The 19517-nt window shown below is 63.9% G+C and carries 18 protein-coding genes; 12 read left to right on the top strand and 6 right to left on the bottom strand.

The window, feature by feature from the left end; all coding sequences use genetic code 11:
- Window positions 1–68: 68 nt before the first annotated feature.
- Complete coding sequence (locus BAUR9175_RS11405) at window positions 69–1520, top strand: helix-turn-helix transcriptional regulator (RefSeq protein ID WP_069599345.1); 1452 nt, start codon at window positions 69–71, stop codon at window positions 1518–1520.
- A gap of 10 nt (window positions 1521–1530) precedes the next feature.
- On the opposite strand, the gene BAUR9175_RS11400 is transcribed toward BAUR9175_RS11405, so the two are convergent.
- Window positions 1531–3177: an FAD-dependent oxidoreductase gene (locus BAUR9175_RS11400; RefSeq protein ID WP_226829681.1), complete on the bottom strand. Its 1647-nt coding sequence runs from the start codon at window positions 3175–3177 to the stop codon at window positions 1531–1533.
- A gap of 37 nt (window positions 3178–3214) precedes the next feature.
- On the opposite strand from BAUR9175_RS11400, the gene BAUR9175_RS11395 reads away from it, so the two are divergent.
- From BAUR9175_RS11395 to BAUR9175_RS11385, 3 genes are all read left to right on the top strand, one after another.
- Window positions 3215–4435 carry a site-specific DNA-methyltransferase gene (locus tag BAUR9175_RS11395; RefSeq protein ID WP_101583814.1) on the top strand — a complete coding sequence of 407 codons (1221 nt, stop codon included), beginning with the start codon at window positions 3215–3217 and terminating at the stop codon, window positions 4433–4435.
- Window positions 4436–4541: 106 nt separating this feature from the next.
- On the top strand, window positions 4542–4748 hold the full coding sequence (locus BAUR9175_RS11390) for an FmdB family zinc ribbon protein (RefSeq protein ID WP_009883448.1): 207 nt from the start codon (window positions 4542–4544) through the stop codon (window positions 4746–4748).
- 146 nt (window positions 4749–4894) lie between these two features.
- Window positions 4895–5191 carry an antibiotic biosynthesis monooxygenase family protein gene (locus BAUR9175_RS11385; RefSeq protein ID WP_009883449.1) on the top strand — a complete coding sequence of 99 codons (297 nt, stop codon included), beginning with the start codon at window positions 4895–4897 and terminating at the stop codon, window positions 5189–5191.
- A 31-nt stretch (window positions 5192–5222) separates the two neighbouring features.
- On the opposite strand, the gene BAUR9175_RS11380 is transcribed toward BAUR9175_RS11385, so the two are convergent.
- Both BAUR9175_RS11380 and BAUR9175_RS11375 read right to left on the bottom strand, forming a co-directional pair.
- A complete protein-coding gene (locus BAUR9175_RS11380) occupies window positions 5223–5957 on the bottom strand; it encodes a potassium channel family protein (RefSeq protein WP_083248628.1) in 735 nt (244 codons plus the stop codon).
- A 40-nt stretch (window positions 5958–5997) separates the two neighbouring features.
- Entirely contained in the window at window positions 5998–7332 is a 1335-nt protein-coding gene (locus BAUR9175_RS11375; RefSeq protein ID WP_101583812.1) for a TrkH family potassium uptake protein, read from the bottom strand.
- Between the two features lie 216 nt (window positions 7333–7548).
- Here BAUR9175_RS11375 and BAUR9175_RS11370 point away from each other — a divergent pair, with 216 nt between their 5' ends.
- The gene (locus BAUR9175_RS11370; RefSeq protein ID WP_101583810.1) at window positions 7549–9006 is read left to right on the top strand and encodes an APC family permease; all 1458 of its coding nucleotides are present in this window, start codon (window positions 7549–7551) and stop codon (window positions 9004–9006) included.
- A 385-nt stretch (window positions 9007–9391) separates the two neighbouring features.
- On the opposite strand, the gene BAUR9175_RS11365 is transcribed toward BAUR9175_RS11370, so the two are convergent.
- Window positions 9392–10696, bottom strand: coding sequence for an aminomethyl transferase family protein (locus BAUR9175_RS11365; protein ID WP_180959238.1), 1305 nt, complete (start codon window positions 10694–10696; stop codon window positions 9392–9394).
- A 156-nt stretch (window positions 10697–10852) separates the two neighbouring features.
- Here BAUR9175_RS11365 and BAUR9175_RS11360 point away from each other — a divergent pair, with 156 nt between their 5' ends.
- Window positions 10853–11713: a methylenetetrahydrofolate reductase gene (locus tag BAUR9175_RS11360; protein ID WP_101583808.1), complete on the top strand. Its 861-nt coding sequence runs from the start codon at window positions 10853–10855 to the stop codon at window positions 11711–11713.
- Window positions 11714–11754: 41 nt separating this feature from the next.
- Here the strand turns inward: BAUR9175_RS11360 and BAUR9175_RS11355 are convergent, their stop codons facing one another.
- Window positions 11755–12504 carry an IclR family transcriptional regulator gene (locus BAUR9175_RS11355; protein ID WP_009883455.1) on the bottom strand — a complete coding sequence of 250 codons (750 nt, stop codon included), beginning with the start codon at window positions 12502–12504 and terminating at the stop codon, window positions 11755–11757.
- Between the two features lie 121 nt (window positions 12505–12625).
- On the opposite strand from BAUR9175_RS11355, the gene BAUR9175_RS11350 reads away from it, so the two are divergent.
- From BAUR9175_RS11350 to BAUR9175_RS11325, 6 genes are all read left to right on the top strand, one after another.
- Entirely contained in the window at window positions 12626–13417 is a 792-nt protein-coding gene (locus BAUR9175_RS11350; protein WP_009883456.1) for an IclR family transcriptional regulator, read from the top strand.
- 155 nt (window positions 13418–13572) lie between these two features.
- Entirely contained in the window at window positions 13573–16086 is a 2514-nt protein-coding gene (locus BAUR9175_RS11345) for a GcvT family protein (RefSeq protein ID WP_101583806.1), read from the top strand.
- 3 nt (window positions 16087–16089) lie between these two features.
- Window positions 16090–16887 (top strand): electron transfer flavoprotein subunit beta/FixA family protein, encoded by a 798-nt coding sequence (locus BAUR9175_RS11340; protein ID WP_101583804.1) that lies wholly within the window; start codon window positions 16090–16092, stop codon window positions 16885–16887.
- Window positions 16884–17945 (top strand): electron transfer flavoprotein subunit alpha/FixB family protein, encoded by a 1062-nt coding sequence (locus tag BAUR9175_RS11335; RefSeq protein WP_101583803.1) that lies wholly within the window; start codon window positions 16884–16886, stop codon window positions 17943–17945. Before BAUR9175_RS11340 ends, BAUR9175_RS11335 begins: the two co-directional genes overlap by 4 nt.
- Before the next feature lie 156 nt (window positions 17946–18101).
- Window positions 18102–18503 (top strand): acyl-CoA thioesterase, encoded by a 402-nt coding sequence (locus BAUR9175_RS11330; RefSeq protein ID WP_101583801.1) that lies wholly within the window; start codon window positions 18102–18104, stop codon window positions 18501–18503.
- Between the two features lie 98 nt (window positions 18504–18601).
- Entirely contained in the window at window positions 18602–19018 is a 417-nt protein-coding gene (locus BAUR9175_RS11325; RefSeq protein WP_069599336.1) for a VOC family protein, read from the top strand.
- A gap of 2 nt (window positions 19019–19020) precedes the next feature.
- Here BAUR9175_RS11325 and BAUR9175_RS11320 read toward each other — a convergent pair whose 3' ends face one another.
- Window positions 19021–19347, bottom strand: coding sequence for a helix-turn-helix domain-containing protein (locus BAUR9175_RS11320; protein WP_141322663.1), 327 nt, complete (start codon window positions 19345–19347; stop codon window positions 19021–19023).
- Window positions 19348–19517: the final 170 nt, after the last annotated feature.

Genomic DNA, 19517 nt, shown 5'->3' with positions numbered 1-19517 from the left:
ATTCCGGCGTTCTGTCATACTGATTTTCAGCGCATGTGAACCACGCCACGATGACGATTGGAGCCGCAATGACAAGCAACGAGACCGATCTGAGGGATGCAGAAGCAGAAGCGGATACCCTGAGCATCGGCAGAAGAATTCGGTTTTTTCGCAAACAGCGCGGACTGACCCTCACCGAGCTGGGCGAGAAGGTGGGGCGTGCAGCCTCCCAGATCTCGACGATTGAGAACGGCAAGCGAGAAACTTCTGTCACCCTGCTCAGCGCCATCGCGAAGGCCCTGCACACCGAGGTTGCCGAGCTCATCGACCCCACCCCCGTCGACGGCAGGCAGGCCCTTGAGCTCGAGGCCGAACGCAACCAGGCCTCCCCCATGTACTCCTCGCTGGGTCTGCCGCAGGTGCGGATCAAATCGCTGCCCCACGATGCGCTCGAAGCGATCGTGGGTCTGCAGAGGCAGCTGGGCCAGGTTCTCGAACGTCGGGCCGCGACACCGGAAGAGGCCCGTCGGGCCAACCGGGAGCTGCGCGAGAGGATGCGCGAGAAGAACAACTACTTCGCCGACCTGGAGGCCCAGGCCGCGGAGCTGCTGCGCTTAGCCGACTACGAGTCCGGCACCGTGTCACAGCGGCAGACGGCGATGATCGCGGAGAAGCTGGGATTCAGCCTCCACTATGTCTCTGACCTGCCGAATTCGACCCGGTCGATCTCCGATACCGCGAACAACCGTCTCTACCTGCCCAACGCCGATGCCGCCGCGGATCCGCGCTCCCATCTCCTCACCAGCCTCGCCGCCCACGTTCTCGGCCATGATTCCCCGAAGGACTTCAGCGAGTTCCTCCAGCAGCGGGTCGAGGCGAACTATCTGGCCGCGGCGGTGCTGCTGCCGCAGAGCGCTGCCGTGCCGATGCTCGTGGAGGAGAAGCGCAAGCGTGAGATCTCGGTCGAGCACCTGCGCGATATGTTCGGAGTCAGCTATGAGATGGCCGCCCACCGGTTCACGAACCTGGCCACCGAGCATCTGGGGCTGCCCGTGCACTTCATGAAGGTCCATCGCTCGGGCACGATCCACAAGGCGTATTCGAATGACGGTCTGCCCTATCCGACCGACCCGCTCGGCGCCATCGAAGGGCAGTTCGCGTGCAAACGGTTCACCTCGCGCACGGTGTTCCGGGTCGCCGACAGGTTCAGCCCGTACTACCAGTACACGGACACCCCGGAGGGATCGTTCTGGTGCACCGCACGCGTGCTCCCCGGCGGTGACTTCGCCATCAGCGTGGGCGTTCCGTTCGCCCACGTGAAGTGGTTCGAAGGACGAGAATCACCGATCCGGTCGAAGTCGGCCTGCCCGGATCCCGCCTGCTGCCGGCAGGCGCCGGAGGACCTCGCCGAGAAGTGGGAGAACCAGGCGCTGCCCTCGGCGCAGATGCACGCATCCCTGCTCGCGGCTGTGCCCCCGGGCGCTGTCCCAGGCGTCGATGACACCGAGGTCTACGAGTTCCTCGAACGCCACTCCGGCTGAGTCGTACGTCTCAGTCGTCCGCGTCGGCAGGCCCGTCGAAGACCTGGTTCGCGATGCGTTCGGCCGTCGCCAGCGCCGAGGTGGCCCCTGACTTCGGGAGGCTTCTGACCATGGTGAGCCTGCCGCGCGTGGTCACCCGCAGCTCGTCCACGAGTGTGCCCTCGGCGTCGATGGCCTGTGCGCGGATACCGCGGGAGTCTGCCCGGACGGCCGAGGCGTCGATGGCCGGAACGAACTTCCGGATCTCCTCGACGAAGGCGGAGGTGCTCACGGCCGATTTAGCTCCACGGGCGGCGGTCTTCGCTGTCTGTGCGGCGAACTTCCAGAACCCCTTGAAGCCGACCGTCGATCCCATATCGCCGAGGTCGAAGCCGTGCTTGTCATAGCGTTCGCGCCCCAGGGACACGATGGTGTTCGGCCCCAGGACCAGTCCGTCGTTGATGCCCCTGACCACGGACCTCTCGGAGAACGGGGAACTCGGATCGGGAACCGTGCTGATGATGCCCCGGACCACCTCGGCGGGGGCGTCGACGGCGTAGTAGTCGCTGGTGAACGGGACGATGCGGGGGTCGTCGTCGAAGCCGGAGGCCACCGCCAGCCGGTCGGCTTGGAGGCCGGCGCAGACGATGACGAGGTCGAACACCTCCGTGCCCTCGGCACGATCCGGACGCTCATGCTCGCAGGGCGGGCGCTCACGCTCATGGGTCGCTGGTCGTTCACGCCCCGAGGTTGGACGCTCGCTCTCGCTGGCTGAACGCCCATTCCCCGAGCCCGTGCGTTCTCGCCCCGAAGCGGGATTGGTGAACCGGTCGCTGATGTTGCCGATCGTGTCTTCGACCTGTTTGAACCAGTCCTGAGAGCCGAAGCGGCTGCGCAGCTCATCGCGGAAGTCAATGACCGGTCCGGTGGTGTTGTCCCCGCGATACGTTCGTGGAGCCTCGTGCACCTGATCGTCGATATCGCTGCGTTCAGAAGACTCGTCGCGGCTTGAAGATTCGTCACGGCCTTCGGAATCGCTACTGCCGGCGGCATCGTCGCCACCAGCATCGCCATCGTCTTCCACCCCGTCGTGTGACTCCGGTGCTGCCGCGCGCATGCGCAGGCGCACCTCGTTGCTCATCACATCGAAGCCGGTGACCTCTGTGCTGAGGCGGAACGTGCCGCCGGCCGCGCTGACATCGGAGGCGAGCGCCTCTGTCAGAGCCGTGAAGTCGGTGACGGCCGTGTGCGGTGCGTACAGTGCGAGGACGCCCCTGGCGTTAGGTTCGATCTCCCGCATCTCCTTGCGGTCAAGCAGTCGGACTCCCGGGATCGAGTTCGCTTCGGCCCGGGCGAGGATCTCCTCGAGCCGGTCGGCCTCGTCCGTGTTCTGTGCAACGAGCAGCTGACCGCACTCGCGGTAGGGGATGCCGCGTTCGGACACGAACGGGACCAACAGCTCCACACCTCGGTGGGCGAGCTTCGCCTCCGGCGATCCCGGCTGCGCGGCGAGGGCGGGATCCACGACACCCGAGGTGTGCCCGCTCTGATGTGCGGCCACGCGTTCGGCCTTGTCGAAGACGGTGACTTCGGCGTCCGGGAACCGGCTGGTGATCTCGCGGGCGAGCGCCACTCCGACGATTCCGGCACCGACCACGGCCACTCGTGAAATACTCATACAGCAATCTTGGCACCGATCGCGGAGAAGGAGAAGGATGTCGACGGCCCTGAACTGGACTGGCAAGGACGCTGCCTTCGCACTCGGTCGACGGCTGATCTCCACGGATGCTTCCGGCCACCTCGGCGAGGGTCCGCACTTTCTTCGCGAGGGTGACACCTACGTGCCCACGATCGATGAGAACATGCTCGTCGTCGGGGACAATCTGCTGGCGCTGACCAGGCTGCTGGCCACGCATCGGGGGCGGATCAAGGTCGTCTACATCGATCCGCCCTACAACACGGGCAATGCGCTGGCGTATAAGGATCACGGGCACGATCACGCGAGCTGGCTGAACTTCATGACGCCGCGGCTGATGCTCGCACGCGAACTCATGCGCGAGGACGGTGTGATCTTCATTCACCTCGACGATGGTGAGAGTGCCTGGGCGCAGCTGCTGGGGCACGAGATCTTCGGCGAAGATAATTCGCTGGGCACCCTGATCCATCAGCGTGCGAAGGGCGGAGGCAACTCCCCCTCCTTCGTCCGCGGTCACGACTACGTCCATGTGTGGGCCAAAGTCGCTGATCAGGCGGGTGCGTTCCTGACCGAGAAGAAGGCACCGGCGAAGCTGGAGATCATCGACGGCAAACGCATGCTCGTCGAGACCGATGTGCTGCGCGCCGGCTTCGGCCGCTACGCCCGTGGGCAGGAACGTCGGCTCATGTACGAGGACATCCTCGAGGTCAAGGGCCCAAAGAAGCTCGCCGAGGTGGATGCGAAGCTGGGCACGGGCGAATATGTTCTGCGTCCCTGGGGTCCTGCGGGCAAGCATGCCGTGGTGCGGGTGACGCCGGCAGAGAAGGCGAGCTCCAAGCTCTACTCGATCATCAAGGCCCTGGGCGGACAGAACGATCTCGAGGATCTCGGGCTGGGTGGGATCTTCAGCTATCCGAAGCCCGTCGAACTGGTCAAGACACTTGTGGCCTCACAGACCTTCTTCGACCCCGGGGCGATCGTCCTCGACTTCTTCGCCGGCTCTGGCACAACTGCGCAAGCGGTGATGGCGGCTAACGAACGCGATGCAGGCTCACGCACGTTCATCCTCATCCAGACCCCGGAACCGCTGCAGACGAAGAACGCGCGCAGCCTGGTCGGCGCGGACTCCGAGGACGGTTTCCCCGAGATCAGCCGGCTCACAGCGGAGCGGATCCGACGTGCTGCGAAACGCCACGACCCCGAGCTTCGCTTCACCGAAATCGCGGTGGCCGAGCAGTGAATTCTCGCCAGCACACTTGAGTCTTCCCCGGTGGCGGTGTAGGAATACATCAAGGCTGATCTGTCGGCGCTGATCCGTCGGCAATGATTTCGAGAAGAGTGATCTTGTGCCCACCTACGTCTACCGATGCACGACCTGCGGCGACACCGAACAGGACTTTCCGATGAGCCGGAAACCCGAATCCGTCACGTGCCCCGACTGCCACGGCACTGCCGATTCCGCGTTCACCTCACCCCACCTCGGCGCCGGTTCCGGTACTGCCTTCGGCGTCATCGACACGACGAAGAAGACCGCGGACGAACTGACCCGGTGAGAACTTCAGCGGAGATCCAGAATCGGATCGTAGGCTGAAGACCGACCGGCCATTGCCACTGGTTGCCGGTCGAAACCACAGCTCGACGTCGATCCCAGTCTCCGGACTCGCCTCGGCGTCACGAACCCTCTTCTTTAGGAGCGTCTATGTCAGTCGTCGCCATCAACACCCTCACCGTTCCCGAAGCTGCACGCGGCGAACTCGAGAAGCGCTTCGCTGCGCGCAAGCACTCCGTCGACGGTTCACCCGGCTTCGAAGGCTTCCAGCTGCTGCGTCCGGTCTCCGGCGGTGACCAGTACTTCGTCTACACCCAGTGGGCCACACGCGAAGACTTCGAGAACTGGCGCCAAGGCCGCAAGCCTTCACACGAGACCAGCGGCAAAGAACCGGTCTCGGAACAGGCCAACCTCCTCGAGTTCGAGGTCGTCGACCTCGGCGAGTGACGACCGCCGTCGACGAGGGCATCGGATCGCGCTAGCTGTCGTTGTCCTTGTCGAGTTCGCTGAAGGTCTCCACGTTCCGCGGGGTGCCGGCGATGAGGATCTCATCGTTGGCATAGAGCGTGACGTCACGGTCGGCGATGTCCCATGAGCCGCCGCCATCGCGTTTGAAGGCGACGATCGTGACGCCGTATTCCGTGCGCAGACCCAGCGATGCCAGCGGAACGTCGGCGACTCGCACCGGCGGTGTGGTTCTGGCAAGGACGAAATCCTCGTCGATGGGCAGGAAGTCCGAGATGTGTCCCTTGATGAGGTGGGCCAGGCGTCGACCCATGTCGTTCTCCGGGCTGACCACATTCTTGACCCCCAACTGATGCAGGATCTCGGCGTGGGGTTCGGTGATGGCCTTGGCCCAGATGTGCTGATTGCCCAATTTCAGGATGCGTGAGGTGATGAGGATGCTCGCTTCGAGGTCGCTGCCCACAGCGATGACGACCCGGTCGACCTCCTCGATGCCGATCTGGCGCAGGACCGTCTCATCGGTGGCATCACCGCGGGAGACGTAGGTCAGCACCTCGGCGTGTTCCGACACGACCTCCTCGGAGATATCGATGCCGATGACCTCGACCCCGTGCTTGACGAGCTCCCTCGCCAGGGATCCTCCGAAGCGGCCCAGGCCGATCACGGCCACCGCTCCATGTCGGGCGGCAGGTTTCGGATTTCCGGCGAAGAACACCGCGGGCCGAGACAACCATGACTTCTCATTCATTTCGACGTCCTCTCTGGACTGTCAACGGTACTGTCATCCATCAGCCGATCAGCGGCCTTTCCTTCGGCAGTTCGAATCGTTGCGGGCGCACTCGCAGTGCCAGCACCGAGGCGATTGTCACGGGGCCGAGTCGCCCCAGGGCCATCGTGATGATGATGACCACCTGACTGAGTCCCGGCAGATCTGTCGTGATCCCCGTCGACAGCCCGACGGTGCCGAAGCCTGAGATGACCTCGAAGAGGATCCGATCGAGGCCAAGCGACGGAGCATCGAGCATGATGATCATGGTTGCGGCAACGATGAGAGTCAGGGCCAACACGATGACTGTCGTCGCCTGCCTGTGCACGGACCGGGACACTCGCCGTCCGAGCAGGTTCACTGCTCGACCGCCGGTGAACTCTGTCCAGGTCATGGCCCCGAGCACGAGGACGGTCGTGATCTTCACACCACCGGCGGTACCGGCGGGTCCGCCTCCGATGAACATCAGGATGTCCAGTCCCAGCCAGGTCGCGGGATGCATCTGCGAGATGTCGACCGAGTTGAACCCGGCCGTGCGGGTGATCGTGGACTGGAATGCCGAGGCCTGGATCTTGCCCCAGGCGTCGAGAGTCCCCATGGTGTTCGGGTTGTTCCATTCGATCATCGCGATGTAGATCGTCCCGCCCACGAGCAGCACCGGTGTCATGACGACGACGGCTCGGGTGGTCAGACTCCAGGTCAACGGTGACCGGTAGCGTCTGGCCAATTCGATGACCACGGGATACCCGAGGCCGCCGAGGATGACGGCGCAGCTGATCGGGCCGCAGATGAATGGGTCCGCCACGAAGTCCATGAGGTTGTTGCTGCGCAGACCGAAGCCGGCGTTGTTGAAGGCTGAGACCGCGTGGAAGACCGCGTTCCATATTGCAGCACCCAGCGGTTCGTCGTAGAAGAGGCGCAGGCGCAGGAAGAGTGCCACAGCGACGACGAGCTCTGCCCCCACGGCAAGCGCGACGATGCGCCGCACCATGGGTCCGATTCCTCCGATCGTTGAGCTCCTGGTCTCCGTGGCCACGGACTGGCGAAGCCTCAGACCCGCCTTGCCCGCCACCACGATCGCCAGGAGAGCGGTGAAGAGGAGGACGCCGAGGCCGCCCATCTGGATGAGGACGAGGATGACCGCCTGACCGAAGAAGGTGAAATCTCCTCCGGTGTCGAGAACCGCCAATCCGGTCACACTCAGCGCCGAGGTGGCGGTGAAGAGTCCCGACAGCAGCGAGATGCCGCCCGGTGCCACCGTAGCGGCAGGCGTCATCAGCAGTCCCGTACCGATCACGAGGGCTGTGAGGTATCCGATCACCACACGGGTGATGGCATCACGATGAGTGCTGTGCACAGCGAGAAATCTAGCACCAAGACACCCACCGAAACCGTGGCACGGCAAACTCACAGCACGTGTTCTCGCCGCTTCACATGCGCTGGATGAAAGCCGACTTGCGCTGCGCAATGGCACCCGCGTCCGTTTCGGAGCTGACGTTGAGATTACCGGCCGGAAACTCTCAGAATCCTGCTACTGTGCACAACAGCACAGTAGGTTGAAGAGAGGGATGCGATGTCGCAACAGCAGCAGACAGAGGTCGATGACCGAGGCCACGGTTTCGTCAAGGCGCTTGGCTCAGTCGATGCACTATTCATCGGATTCGGGGCGATGATCGGCTTCGGCTGGGTCGTCCTCACCGGAGAATGGCTCAGCGGTGCCGGCACAATGGGTGCGATTCTCGCATTCGTCGTCGGCGGCATCATCATGTGCTTCGTCGGTACGGTCTATTCCGAGATGGTCGCTGCCATGCCGCACGCGGGAGGTGAGCACAACTATCTCATCCGGGCGATGGGACCGCGCGTCTCGCTGTTCGGCTCCTGGGCGATCACCGGCGGCTACATCAGCGTTGTCATGTTCGAAGCAGTCGCAGTGCCGAAGACCGCCCTGTATCTGTTTCCGAATCTCGAACACATCAAGCTGTGGACCATCGCCGATTCCGATGTGTATCTGACCTGGGCGCTTGTCGGCACCGTGACCGCAATCATCATCGCCTGGATCAATATTCGGGGCGTCAAACTCGCCTCGCTGGTGCAGACATTCGTCGTCTCGTTCCTCATCATCGTCGCGTTCCTCCTACTGGCCGGTGGCCTGACCGGCGGCGAAGCTGCCACTGCCGAGCCGCTCTTCACCGGTGGCGGTGCCGGTTTCATCGCCGTCGTCGCCGTTGTGCCCTTCCTGTTCGTCGGCTTCGACGTCATCCCGCAGTCGGCGGAGGAGATCAAGCTCCCGCCGGCCAAGATCGGCAAGCTCGTCGTCGTCTCTGTCTTCATGGCGATCGCGTTCTACGTCATCATCATCTGGATGACATCACTGGCGATGCCGGCCTCCGAGCTGGCCACCCACGACCTCGTCACGGCCGACGCGTTGGCGGCGATGTTCAATTCCGCCTTCTGGGGCAAGCTCGTCATCGCCGGTGGGCTCGCCGGCATCATCACCTCGTGGAACGCATTCCTCATGGGCTCGTCCCGCCTGATGTGGGCCATGGCCGTGGCTGGCATGATCCCTGCCTGGTTCGGCAAGCTGCACCCCAAGTACCGCACCCCCGTCAACTCGATCATCTTCATCGGAATCCTCTCGGCCCTGGCCCCGTTCCTCGGCTCGGCCGCTCTGGGGTGGATCGTCGACGCGGGTTCACCGGCGATCGTCATCGCCTACTTCCTCGTCAGCGTCGGGTTCATCATTCTGCGCAAGCGCGAACCTGCGATGGACCGTCCTCTGCGCATCGGCGGCAAGGGCAATGGCGGCATGATCATCGGCATCATCTCGGCCGTGCTCACCTTGGCGCTCTTCATCCTCTATCTGCCCATCACCCCGTACTCCGCGCAGCTGGCGTGGCAGTCGTGGGCGATGTTCGGACTCTGGCTCGCCGTCGGCATCGTCTTCATGTTCCGTCTGCCCACCGGCGTCAAGGCAGGACCCAATGCGGAGAACGAACTGCTCGCGAAGGTGAAGTCACTGCGCAAGAAGTGACCCGCTGAGGGGCCACCGCGGTGAGGAGCAGCCTGAGACACAGAGACTGATCCGCGGAGGCTGAACCGCAGTGCAGAACGGTTCCAGTTTTATGAGAGTGCGGCCATCGGAGACAACTCCGGTGGCCGCACTTCTTTGCGCGATCGCCGGCGGGCTACCCCTCACCACAAGCAGCAAATCACCCCGCCGCACATGTATGAATTGGCACTTCCGGTGCCTCGAGTGAAACCAGCGGTTGCTATTGGCGCGGGGAGGAATTGGAGTTGCGGGTGTCAGGCAGAGGCGAGCGCGGCCACCGGCATATCGCACAGTGACCGCGCTCGGATCAGGGGAACGCAATCTCGAGGCAGAGACCGCTCGCTAGACAGTCACTCACCGCCGCGGATCAGACGGCGGCGTCGAGGCCCCGGCCCTTGAGCAGTTCGCGCTGGTTGGGATTGACGCTCGAACGGAACGGCATCTCCACCACCTCGGCGTGGACGGGCTCTCCCGGGTTGTCGGCGAAAGGCTCGGGCAGGTGCACCCAGTACTCTGTGCCCAACGCCGTGGCTCCAGCCGGCACATGGGCCATCGCGATATTGGCCTCAAGCTCCGGCGAATACCACGGTGAGGTCACATAGCCGACCGACTCACCATCTGCACTGGCGCTGACCAGCCAGAAGTCCGGCGCGTAGTCCGTGATCGGTTTGCCGCCGACCAGAAGCCCCACGAGCTGCGTCTTGAACGGTGGAGTTCCGGCAGCGATCTGCTCACGAACAGCTTCGAGCTTGGCCTTGCCGACGTAGTCGGCCTCCTTCTTCCGCGGCACCTGGTAGCTCAGGTTCACCTGGAACGGGTAGGTCTCGAAGTCCATGTCCTGGCCCCACGAGAGGATTCCCGCGGCGATCCTGCGGTGATGGCTGGGGGCAACGACCTTGAGGTTGTAGGGAATGCCGGCGGCAAGCACCGCGTTCCACATGTCCTCGGCGTACTTCGTCGAGTCCTTGAGGTAGATCTCGTAGCCTTTCTCCCCCGTGAACCCGGTCTGGGAGATGATGACGTCGTGCCCGCCGACCTGGGCTTCCATAAGTCCGTAGCTGGGCAGCGTGCGTCCCTCTTCACCGACAAGGTCGGCGATGACGTCGACGGACTTCGGTCCCTGAACCTGCACCGGCGAGACGTCGATCTCGGCGATGGTGACGTCGAATCCCTTGCCGACGTTGACGCCCTGCAGCCAGAGCATGAGATCAGTGTCGGAGAGGCTGAACCAAAATTCGTCGATCGCCACTCGCAGCAGGATCGGGTCGTTGAGGATGCCTCCGGCTTCGTTGCACAGGATCACATAGCGCGCTCGCATGACGGGGATCTTGGTCGCGTCGCGGGTGATGACATAGTTCACGAACGCCTCGGCGTCGGGGCCCTTGACCTGAATCTGACGTTCGACGGCGACGTTCCACAAGGTCACGTCGTTGACGAGGGACTGGTACTCGACCATCATCCCGCCGTCTTCGCGGGGCACATAGCCGCGCGGGTGATACATCCGGTTGTAGATCGAGGCCCGCCAGCAGCCTTCCTGCATGGACAGCTCCCAGTACGGTGACTTTCGCACCCGGGTGTCGATGAGCATCTCGACCGGCGTGGGGCCTGATTGGCGTAGGTTGATGGGGACTAGTCTGTCGCTTTGGTCCACTGATGGAACGTTGTTGTCCATGATGTTCCCTGCCTCGAACAGTTCTATAATATGGAACTGGATTCCCATATTATGGGTACAATTAGTGTAGGATCGAAGTATCGGCGGACGCAAGGGTTTCCGAAGAGAATCATCATTCGTCGACCACTTCCCAGGAGCCTCTCAAGGGAGCCGAGGATGTCACAGGAAGTTCTGGCCTCACTGCTGAAGTCCGCGCGGTACGAAATCCTTCCCACCGCGGGCGTGGTCGACCGTGTCCACGAATATGTCGTACCCGGCCGCGTGATCACCGTGACCGCCTCGACCGGCCTGACTCTCGAGGCGACTCTGTCCACGGTAGAACAGCTGCAGGCGCTCGGCTTCACTGCCGTCCCCCACATCGCGGCACGGATGGTCCAAGGCAGAACCGAACTCGAGGAGATCGTCGACCGCCTGACGCAGGCCGGCATCGATCGGATCTTCGTCCCGGCCGGCGACGCCACCCCTCCAGCGGGTGGCTATGCGGGGGCACTCGACCTCATCATCGACCTCGCGAGCATGGCGGCACCGATCCAGCACCTCGGCGTCGGTGCCTATCCGGAGACCCACCCGCTCATCCCCGACGATGTCACCGTCCAAGCGATGTGGGACAAGCGCGACTACGCCACCCACCTCGTGTCGAACCTGTGCTTCGACCCCGGAACCATCGCCACCTGGCTGGCCAGGGTGCGAGCGCGAGGCATCGACCTGCCGCTCATCCTCGGCATCGCAGGCAAGGTAGAACTGGCGAAGCTGGCCCGAGTCGCAACGAAGATCGGGGTCGGCGAATCGACGCGGTTCCTGCGCAAGAACACCGTCACATTCACCAAGATGGCCAAACCCGGCGGCTACAACCCCCGGAAGTTCCTCGACAAGCTCGCTCCCGTCCTGGACAACCCGAGCATGGGCGTGGCCGGGCTGCATATCTACACGTTCAATCAGATCAAAGACACGGAGATCTGGCGGCGCAGGCAGCTTGCGGCTCTTGGACACAACGACGAGGTCCCAAGCACCTCCTGAGGAGGTAGGTACGGGCCCGGCCCGCGAGACCATGCCCGTGTCTACCGGTGAGTGACCTTGCGTTTAAGGCTGCGGGAGAGCAGACCGGCTTCGTCGACGAGGAGTTTGCCGACGGTCTCGTGGTGGTCGGCGATGCGCATGGTCGGACCCGAGATGCCGACGGCCGCGACGACCCTGCCGTCGAGGCCGAATACTGGTGCGGCCAGAGCATCGAGGCCTTCCTCGAACTCCTCGTGCACGATCGCATACCCACGTTCGCGCACCTCGGCGAGGTTGTCCATGAGCTCTTTCCGCGATCCCAATGTGTAGGGGGTGCGCCGTTCCAAACGGCCCGAGGGTACTGGAATGATCTCGAAGGCGTACATGATCTTGCCCAGTGCCGAGCAGTGCGGCGGCACCTCGACATCGACCCAGTTCGTGGCGCCGAGGACGAAGGTCGAATCGACCTGTGCGATTTGGACGACGCCGGTGGAGCTGGGAACGGCGAGGTTGACCGTCTCACCGGTCTCTTCACTCAGCCGCTGGAGAGTGGGATCGGCGGCGGTCACCAGAGTTTCAACCCGGTCAAAACGCGACGCGTAAGTGGCGAACAGCGACCCGCCGCGATAGAGCCCGTCCCCGTCACGTTCGACGAGCCCGTTGCGTTCGAGGGCGGAGAGCAGGCGTGAGACCGTCGAGCGCGCCAACTCCGTCGACTCCACCACCTCCGTGTAGGAGATCGGGTCATCCGCCTTCACCACCAGCGACAATATCTCTGCCGCACGATCGATCGACTGGGTCCCATTGGTCATAGCGCTCAACTCCGTCGGGGAAAGATACGCCGCGGCACCATCGGCACTCCGGCGGCATTCACCCTACATCACCCGTGGTTCGCCCCTGTCCGTGTTGTGTCATGTGAGCTACAGTTTCGAAATGAGCAACAGCGAGACGCACTCCAGCTCCGTGCACTCCGGCTCGGTGCAGTCGGTCGACCGTGCCGTGACGATCCTCGAAGTCATCGCCCGCACCGGGCTCGCAGGCGTCACCGAGATCGCCGCCGAACTCGGCGTGCACAAGTCAACGGCCTCCCGCATCGTCTCTACGCTTGAGGCTCGCGGCCTCGTCGAACAGGACCAGCATCGCGGAAAGTACCGTCTGGGGCTGGGCATCCTCCGCCTTGCCGGAGCCACCACTGCCCGTCTCGACATCGTCCAAGAGGCCCGCCCGATTGCCAAACTTCTGGCCGAGCGCACCGGCGAGACGATCAACGTCGCAGTCCTCTCCGATGGCGCAGCCCTCTACCTCGACCAGGTATCGGGCAACGCCTCGGTCCAGAGCCACAACTGGGTCGGCCAGCGCATCCCTCTGCACGCGACCTCGAACGGCAAGGTCCTGCTGTCCGGCTTGAGCGAAGCCGGGATCCGCACCGTGCTCGAGTCGAAGCTGCCGACCTATACCCCACACACGGTGACCTCGATCCCCCGCCTGCTCACTGAAGTCGCCGAGGTGGTCGCCGCCGGATTCTCGATCGTCATCGATGAGCTCGAGGTCGGCCTCACCGCCGTCTCCGCCCCGGTCCGCAATGCCCACGGCGATGTCATCGCCTCGATCTCGGCTTCGGGTCCGGGCTTCCGCTTCACCGACGAAAAGGTCGGTGCTGCGAAGGACCTGCTGGTGGCTGCGGCGACCGACATCTCCTCACGGTTCGGGTGGCGCGAGGGCTGAGCCTCCAGCACTGAGGATCGACTGCCGAACAAACCCTTGACACACCTCGGCGAGCGGAGGACGATCAAAGCACTCAGTTTCACATGGTGCGTCACGTTGCTTATTACGCAACATGTGCCGTTGAAGGCGAAGATGCCTTCGGAGAGGAGCCTGCCATGGCTTCCATTCCCACTCAGGCCAGTGTCGTTGTCGTCGGTGCGGGCATCGTCGGCAACAGCCTCGTCCATCATCTGGCCGAACTCGGCTGGAGAGACATGGTCCAGGTCGACAAGGGTCCACTGCCCAATCCGGGTGGCTCGACCGGACATGCCTCGAACTTCATCTTCCCGGTCGATCACTCCCGCGAGATCACCGACCTCACCCTCGACAGCGTGCGTCAGTACAAAGAACTCGGCGTCTTCACACAGTCCGGCGGTTTCGAGGTCGCCCGCACCCAGGAGCGCATGCAGGAGCTGCGGCGCAGGATGGCCTCGGCGAAGGCCTGGGGCATCGAATCCCACTTGGTCACCCCCGAAGAAGTCGTCGAGAAGGTCCCGTTCCTCGACCCGTCCGTCATCGTCGGTGCCTTCTGGACACCGACGGTCGGCGTCGTCGACTCCGTGGGTGCGGGCACCATGATGCGCGAATCCGCGCAGGCCAAGGGAGCACTGACGGTGTCACCGAACACCGAGGTGACCGGCATCGACGTCGAGAATGGGGCGATCGCACGAGTGCACACCACGAAGGGTGTGATCGAGACCGATAAGATCCTCATCGCCTGCGGAGTCTGGAGTCCGCGCATCGCAGCCATGGCCGGTGCCGCAATCCCGCTGACCCCGGCCGTGCACCAGATGATCAGCGTCGGCCCAGTCCCACAGCTGGCCGAGCAGACGGGTGAGATCTCCTTTCCAATCGTGCGCGACATGGACACCTTCTGCTACGAACGCCAGCACGGTTCGGACGTGGAGATCGGCTCCTACGCCCACCGTGCGATCCTCCACGAACCTGACGAAATCCCCTCGATCGAGGCCGCGAAGCTCTCCCCCACGGAGATGCCCTTCACCGATGATGACTTCGACCCGCAGCTCGAACAGGCCCTCGAACTCATGCCCGATGTCCTCTCCAACCCCGACGTCGAGATCCGCTACGCCATCAACGGGCTGCTTTCCCTGACACCGGACGGTGCCCCCATTCTTGGCGAATCACCCGAGGTCAAGGGTCTGTGGTCGGCGGCTGCGGTGTGGGTCAAGGAAGGCCCGGGCGTGGGCCGTGCCGTGGCCGAGTGGATGACGAACGGCCTGCCCGAGATCGACGTCCAAGGTGCCGACATCGCCCGCTTCCACCCGCATCAGCGCACCCGCGAGCACGTGAAGGCTCGAACCTCGGAAGCGTTCATCAAGACCTACGGCATCGTCCACCCGGGCGAGCAGTGGACCTCCGATCGCAACGTCCGCCTCTCCCCCATGCATGAGCGCGAGAAGGAACTCGGCGCCGTCTTCTTCGAGGTCGCCGGCTGGGAGCGCCCGCAATGGTACGAATCCAATGCACCCCTGCTCGAAGAGTTCGGCGAGCGCGTCATGGATCGCACCGCAGAATGGGACTCACGCTGGTGGTCACCGATCACCAACGCGGAGCATCTGGCGATGCGTGAGCGTGCCGGTCTCGTCGACCTCTCGAGCTTCGTCATCTTCGACGTGTTCGGCCCTGCTGCCCTCGACGCGGTCCAATCGATCGTGCTGGCGCAGATGGATGTGGGCATCGGCCGCGTCGTCTACACCCCGGTCCTCGACGAGGCCGGCGGCTTCCGCTCGGACCTGACGATCATGCGGCTGGCCCACGACCGGTTCCGCGTGGTCACGGGTGCCGCTCACGGCATGGTCGACGTCAAATGGTTCACCGACCGGCTACCGGAGACCGGCGCCCAGATCGCCGACCTCACCTCGTCATGGACGACGATCGGCCTCTGGGGCCCACGAGCACGGGACATCCTCTCCCAGGTCACGAAGGCAGACGTGTCCCACGAAGGCTTCAAGTTCGGTACGGCCCGGACCATCGAGATCGGTTCGCTGACGGTCCTGGCTTCCAGAATCTCCTACGTCGGCGATCTGGGCTGGGAGCTCTACGTCCCCATGGAATCCGGACTCAGACTCTGGGATGTCCTCACCGTAGCAGGCCGTGAGCATGGGCTCGTGCCGGTGGGGCTCGGCGTCTACGGAACCACCGGCCGCATCGAGAAGGGCTACCGCGCCTTCGGTGCCGAACTCGACTCCGAACGCAGCGTCATCGAGGTCGGCATGGCCCGACCGAAGGTGAAGTCGCAGAACTTCGTCGGCCGCGAAGCCCACCTGCGCCATCGCGAGGAGGAACCGAAGACGGTCCTCTGCTCACTCACGGTCGATGACCACACGAGCAGCAGCGGGGAGAAACGCTACATGCTCGGCGGGGAACCCATCCTGTCCAAGGACGGTGGGCCGCTCGTCGACGGGCACGGACGGCACTCATGGGTCACCTCGGCGGGGTCGGCCCCGAGCCTGGGCAAGCATGTCCTCATGGCCTTCCTTCCTCCCGTCGAGGCGGTCCTGGGCAACCAGCTCACCGTCGTCTACATGGAGGAGTCCTACCCCGTCACGGTGGCCGCGATCGACGCCACTCCCCTCTTCGACCCCGACAACGAGAGCATCCGGAGGTAGGTCATGGACATCCTCGTCTGCATCAAACGCATCCCCGACATCTCGGGCCAGGTCACGCTCGATGCTTCCGACACGGACATCGACGACTCGAGCCTGGGCCACACCACCTCGGCGCACGAGGAATGTGCGGTGGAGCTGGCCATCCAGACGGCAGCGGCCACCGATGGCACCGTCACGGTCCTGACCGTGGGCCCCGCCGAGGCGGTCGAACAGCTGCGCGCGGCAGTGGCCGTGGGCGCCAACGACGGGATTCTCATCGAGGCCGAGGATCCGGGTGCGTTCGGCGCCGAGGACATCGCCCAGATCATCGGCGATGTCATCCGCGACCGCGCCGAACAGGGACAGTCCTTCGATCTTGTGCTGCTGGGAAATGATGCCGCCGACACCGGTGATTTCCAGGTCGGCATCCGCCTGGCCTACGACCTGGAGTATCCCGTGCTGACGGGAATCCAAACGCTGACCTCCGGTGGAGACAGCGCAGGCAGCGGCGGATCGGGGACGATTGAGGCACGCGGGATCGGGCCGACGGGGACTGAGGTCTTCGCCCTCGAACTGCCTGCCGTCATCGCCGTGCAGGAAGGCGGCGTCGACCCACGCTACCCCTCGATCACCGGGCGAATGAAGGCGAAGAAGGCTCGCATCGCCGAATACGAGGCGCCCGAACCTGGTACCGGAAATCCGCGCATCGGCCTCGAACTGCCGCCGGAGAAGACAAGCGAGGTCACCATCCTCGGCGAGGGCCCCGATGCGGCCGGCGCCCTGGTCGATGTTCTCGAAGAGATCGGAGTGATCAGGTCATGACTCTCGTATTCGTCGAAACAGATGAGACCGGCCAGGTGGTGCTGACCTCCGCCGAGGCGGTCACCTTCGCCCGCACGAACGCGGAGGCACTCACCGCGCTGGCTGCCCCTCTCCCCGCTGAGCAACCTTCCGGTCACTCAGCAACCCAGGGAGAGGTTGCCCAGCGCCCGGAGGGTTGCTCAGATGAAAGCCTCAGGGTGGAGGCTGCCGTGATCGGCGCGCTCACCGAGGCCGCCACCAACCAGCTGGCAGCCCTCGGCGTGGACCGCATCCATCACCTCGAACACCCCGACCTCGAAGCGTATTCGGCCGCTGCTTGGGCGCAGGCTCTGGTCGACATCGCGCCGGAGACCGGGACCGTGTTGGCCTCGGGCACCCCTCGCGGGATGGAGCTCATGGCGCATGTGGCGGTGAGGACCGGGGCGCGGATGGCGGCCAATGTCGTGGCCGCCGATGAGGGGGGCCTGCTGCGGCAGGTGCTCGGCGGGACGGCCTTCGAAAGGCTCGTCCTCGACGGTGACCTGCAGGTTCTCACCATCGCCGGTCACGCCTGCACTCCGGAGGAGACCACTGCAACGAGCCCCGAAGTGCTCGACTACGAACTCGACATTGCAGCCGATGACCTGCGCACACGTGTGGTCCGCACCGAGGTCCAAGCTGTCGATGGCAATGACACCTCTGGTCTGACTCAGGCCAGGGCCGTCGTCGGCGCCGGTCGCGGGGTCGGTTCGGAGAACGGATTCGGCGAGGTCCTCGAACTCGTCGACCACCTCGGCGGGGCATTGGGTGTCTCTCGTGTCGTCACCGGTCTGGGATGGCGGCCACATGCGGAGCAGGTCGGGCAGACCGGCAGCCGGATCTCACCGGACGTCTACATTGCCTGCGGAATCTCCGGAGCGATCCAGCACATGGCCGGAATCGAAGGCGCGAAGACGCTCATCGCGATCAACACCGATGAGGAGTCGACGATGGTCCAGCGCGCCGACTACGCGATCATCGGTGACCTCCACGAGGTCGTCGGCGCAGTCAACGAAGAGATCCGGAGCCGCCGCGGCTGAGAACTCCACGACCGAGAACGCCATCGGAATTTCCTTTCGTCGACCAGTCCTGTTTAACTATAGAACGATCGATCAGGACGGTACCGAGGTCGATTTCGGCACCTATCGATAATCTGACACGATGAGTGCCGGTTGCCGAGAGATGAGAGGTCATTTGTGAAGACGTTCGAGTATTCCCCCGAGGTGCGCTGGTCCGATCAGGACATGCTCGGCCATGTGAACAACGCTCGCCTGATCACCCTCATCGAAGAGAGTCGGATCCGATGGATGCATGAGATCAAGGCCGGCCACATCACCGGCGGCGGTCTCCTCGTCGCACACCAGTCCATCGACTATTTGGTGCCCGTGATGTACGGACCAACACTGACGATGAGCGTGTCCGTGACGAAGCTCGGCAACTCTTCGTTCACCATCAACACTCGCGGTGACCAGGACGGACGACAGGTCTTCGACCACAGCGTCGTGCTCGTCCACATCGATCGTGATTCTGCGAAGCCCACGCCTCTGACCCCGCAGCTGCGAGCCGTGTTCGAGGAATACCTCCCCGAAGCCGACTGAGACGGTGCCTTCTGAGGCCCTGCCGTGTGCAACATTGGTGCGCCAAGATGGCCGTTCTGTTCATGCCCGGCCGGTCCTCATGCGCATAGCCTGAAGGCATGAAACTCGACGCGATCTCAATCATCACCGCAGACATGCCCTCCGCCGTACAGTTCTACTCCGCGCTCGGCCTCGACCTCGTCGACGGCGGCGCGGATGCACCGCACACGGAGTTCTCCTCCGGCAGCCTCCGCCTGCTGCTTGACACCGAGGCGGTCATACTCAGCATCGATCCTGAGTGGACGTGGCCGACCGGTGGTCACAAAATGTCCCTGGCCTTCGACTGTTCCAACGCCGAGGCTGTCGATACGACATTCGCCCAGCTCACTGCCGGTGGCGCCGGTTCAGATCCCGTAGCCGGCGTCGTCCATGAACCCTGGGATGCGTTCTGGGGTCAGCGTTACGCCGTGGTCTCTGATCCCGATGACAACACGATCGACCTCTTCGCAGCATTGACTTCGCAGCCCGAGCACTGACTTCACAGCCCCAGCAGTGACTTCTCGTCTCTCCACAGGTGTGCCGCGTCGGCGTATCCTGCCGCCGCCGCGGCCGCTGTACGGGTGCGCCCGGCGTCGATGTGCGCCCGAGCTGCCTGCCAACGCAGAACCTTCGCCAAGTGCTTGGGCCCGTACCCGAACCAGTCGGCAGAGAGCCTCCGCAGCTGCCGCGGTGAGTACGCGAACTGCGCAGCCACCTCGGCGATATCACTGCGCTGCTGGTCGGCGCTGACATCCAAGAGCATCGCCAGCTCGACCGGCCTGTGATTGAACTCAACGCGGGACGTCAGTGCCTCGGCAATGCTCACCAGCCGACTGGCGGAGTCGTCCGCGAAAGTTCCGGCACCTAAGCCTTGATCCACCGATGCGAGTAGCCGGATCAAGCCGCGCGTGAAATGGAAATGCCCCTTCTGAACTGGGAAAATGATGATGTTCGAAGTCAACATTCCCGTTCAAGAAAGGGGCACCTCTCAGGTGC

It is taken from the genome of Brevibacterium aurantiacum (genome assembly GCF_900169065.1).
Lineage (GTDB): Bacteria > Actinomycetota > Actinomycetes > Actinomycetales > Brevibacteriaceae > Brevibacterium > Brevibacterium aurantiacum.
Note: the sequence above shows the minus strand (reverse complement) of the source record. Positions and strands in the feature narration are given on the sequence as shown.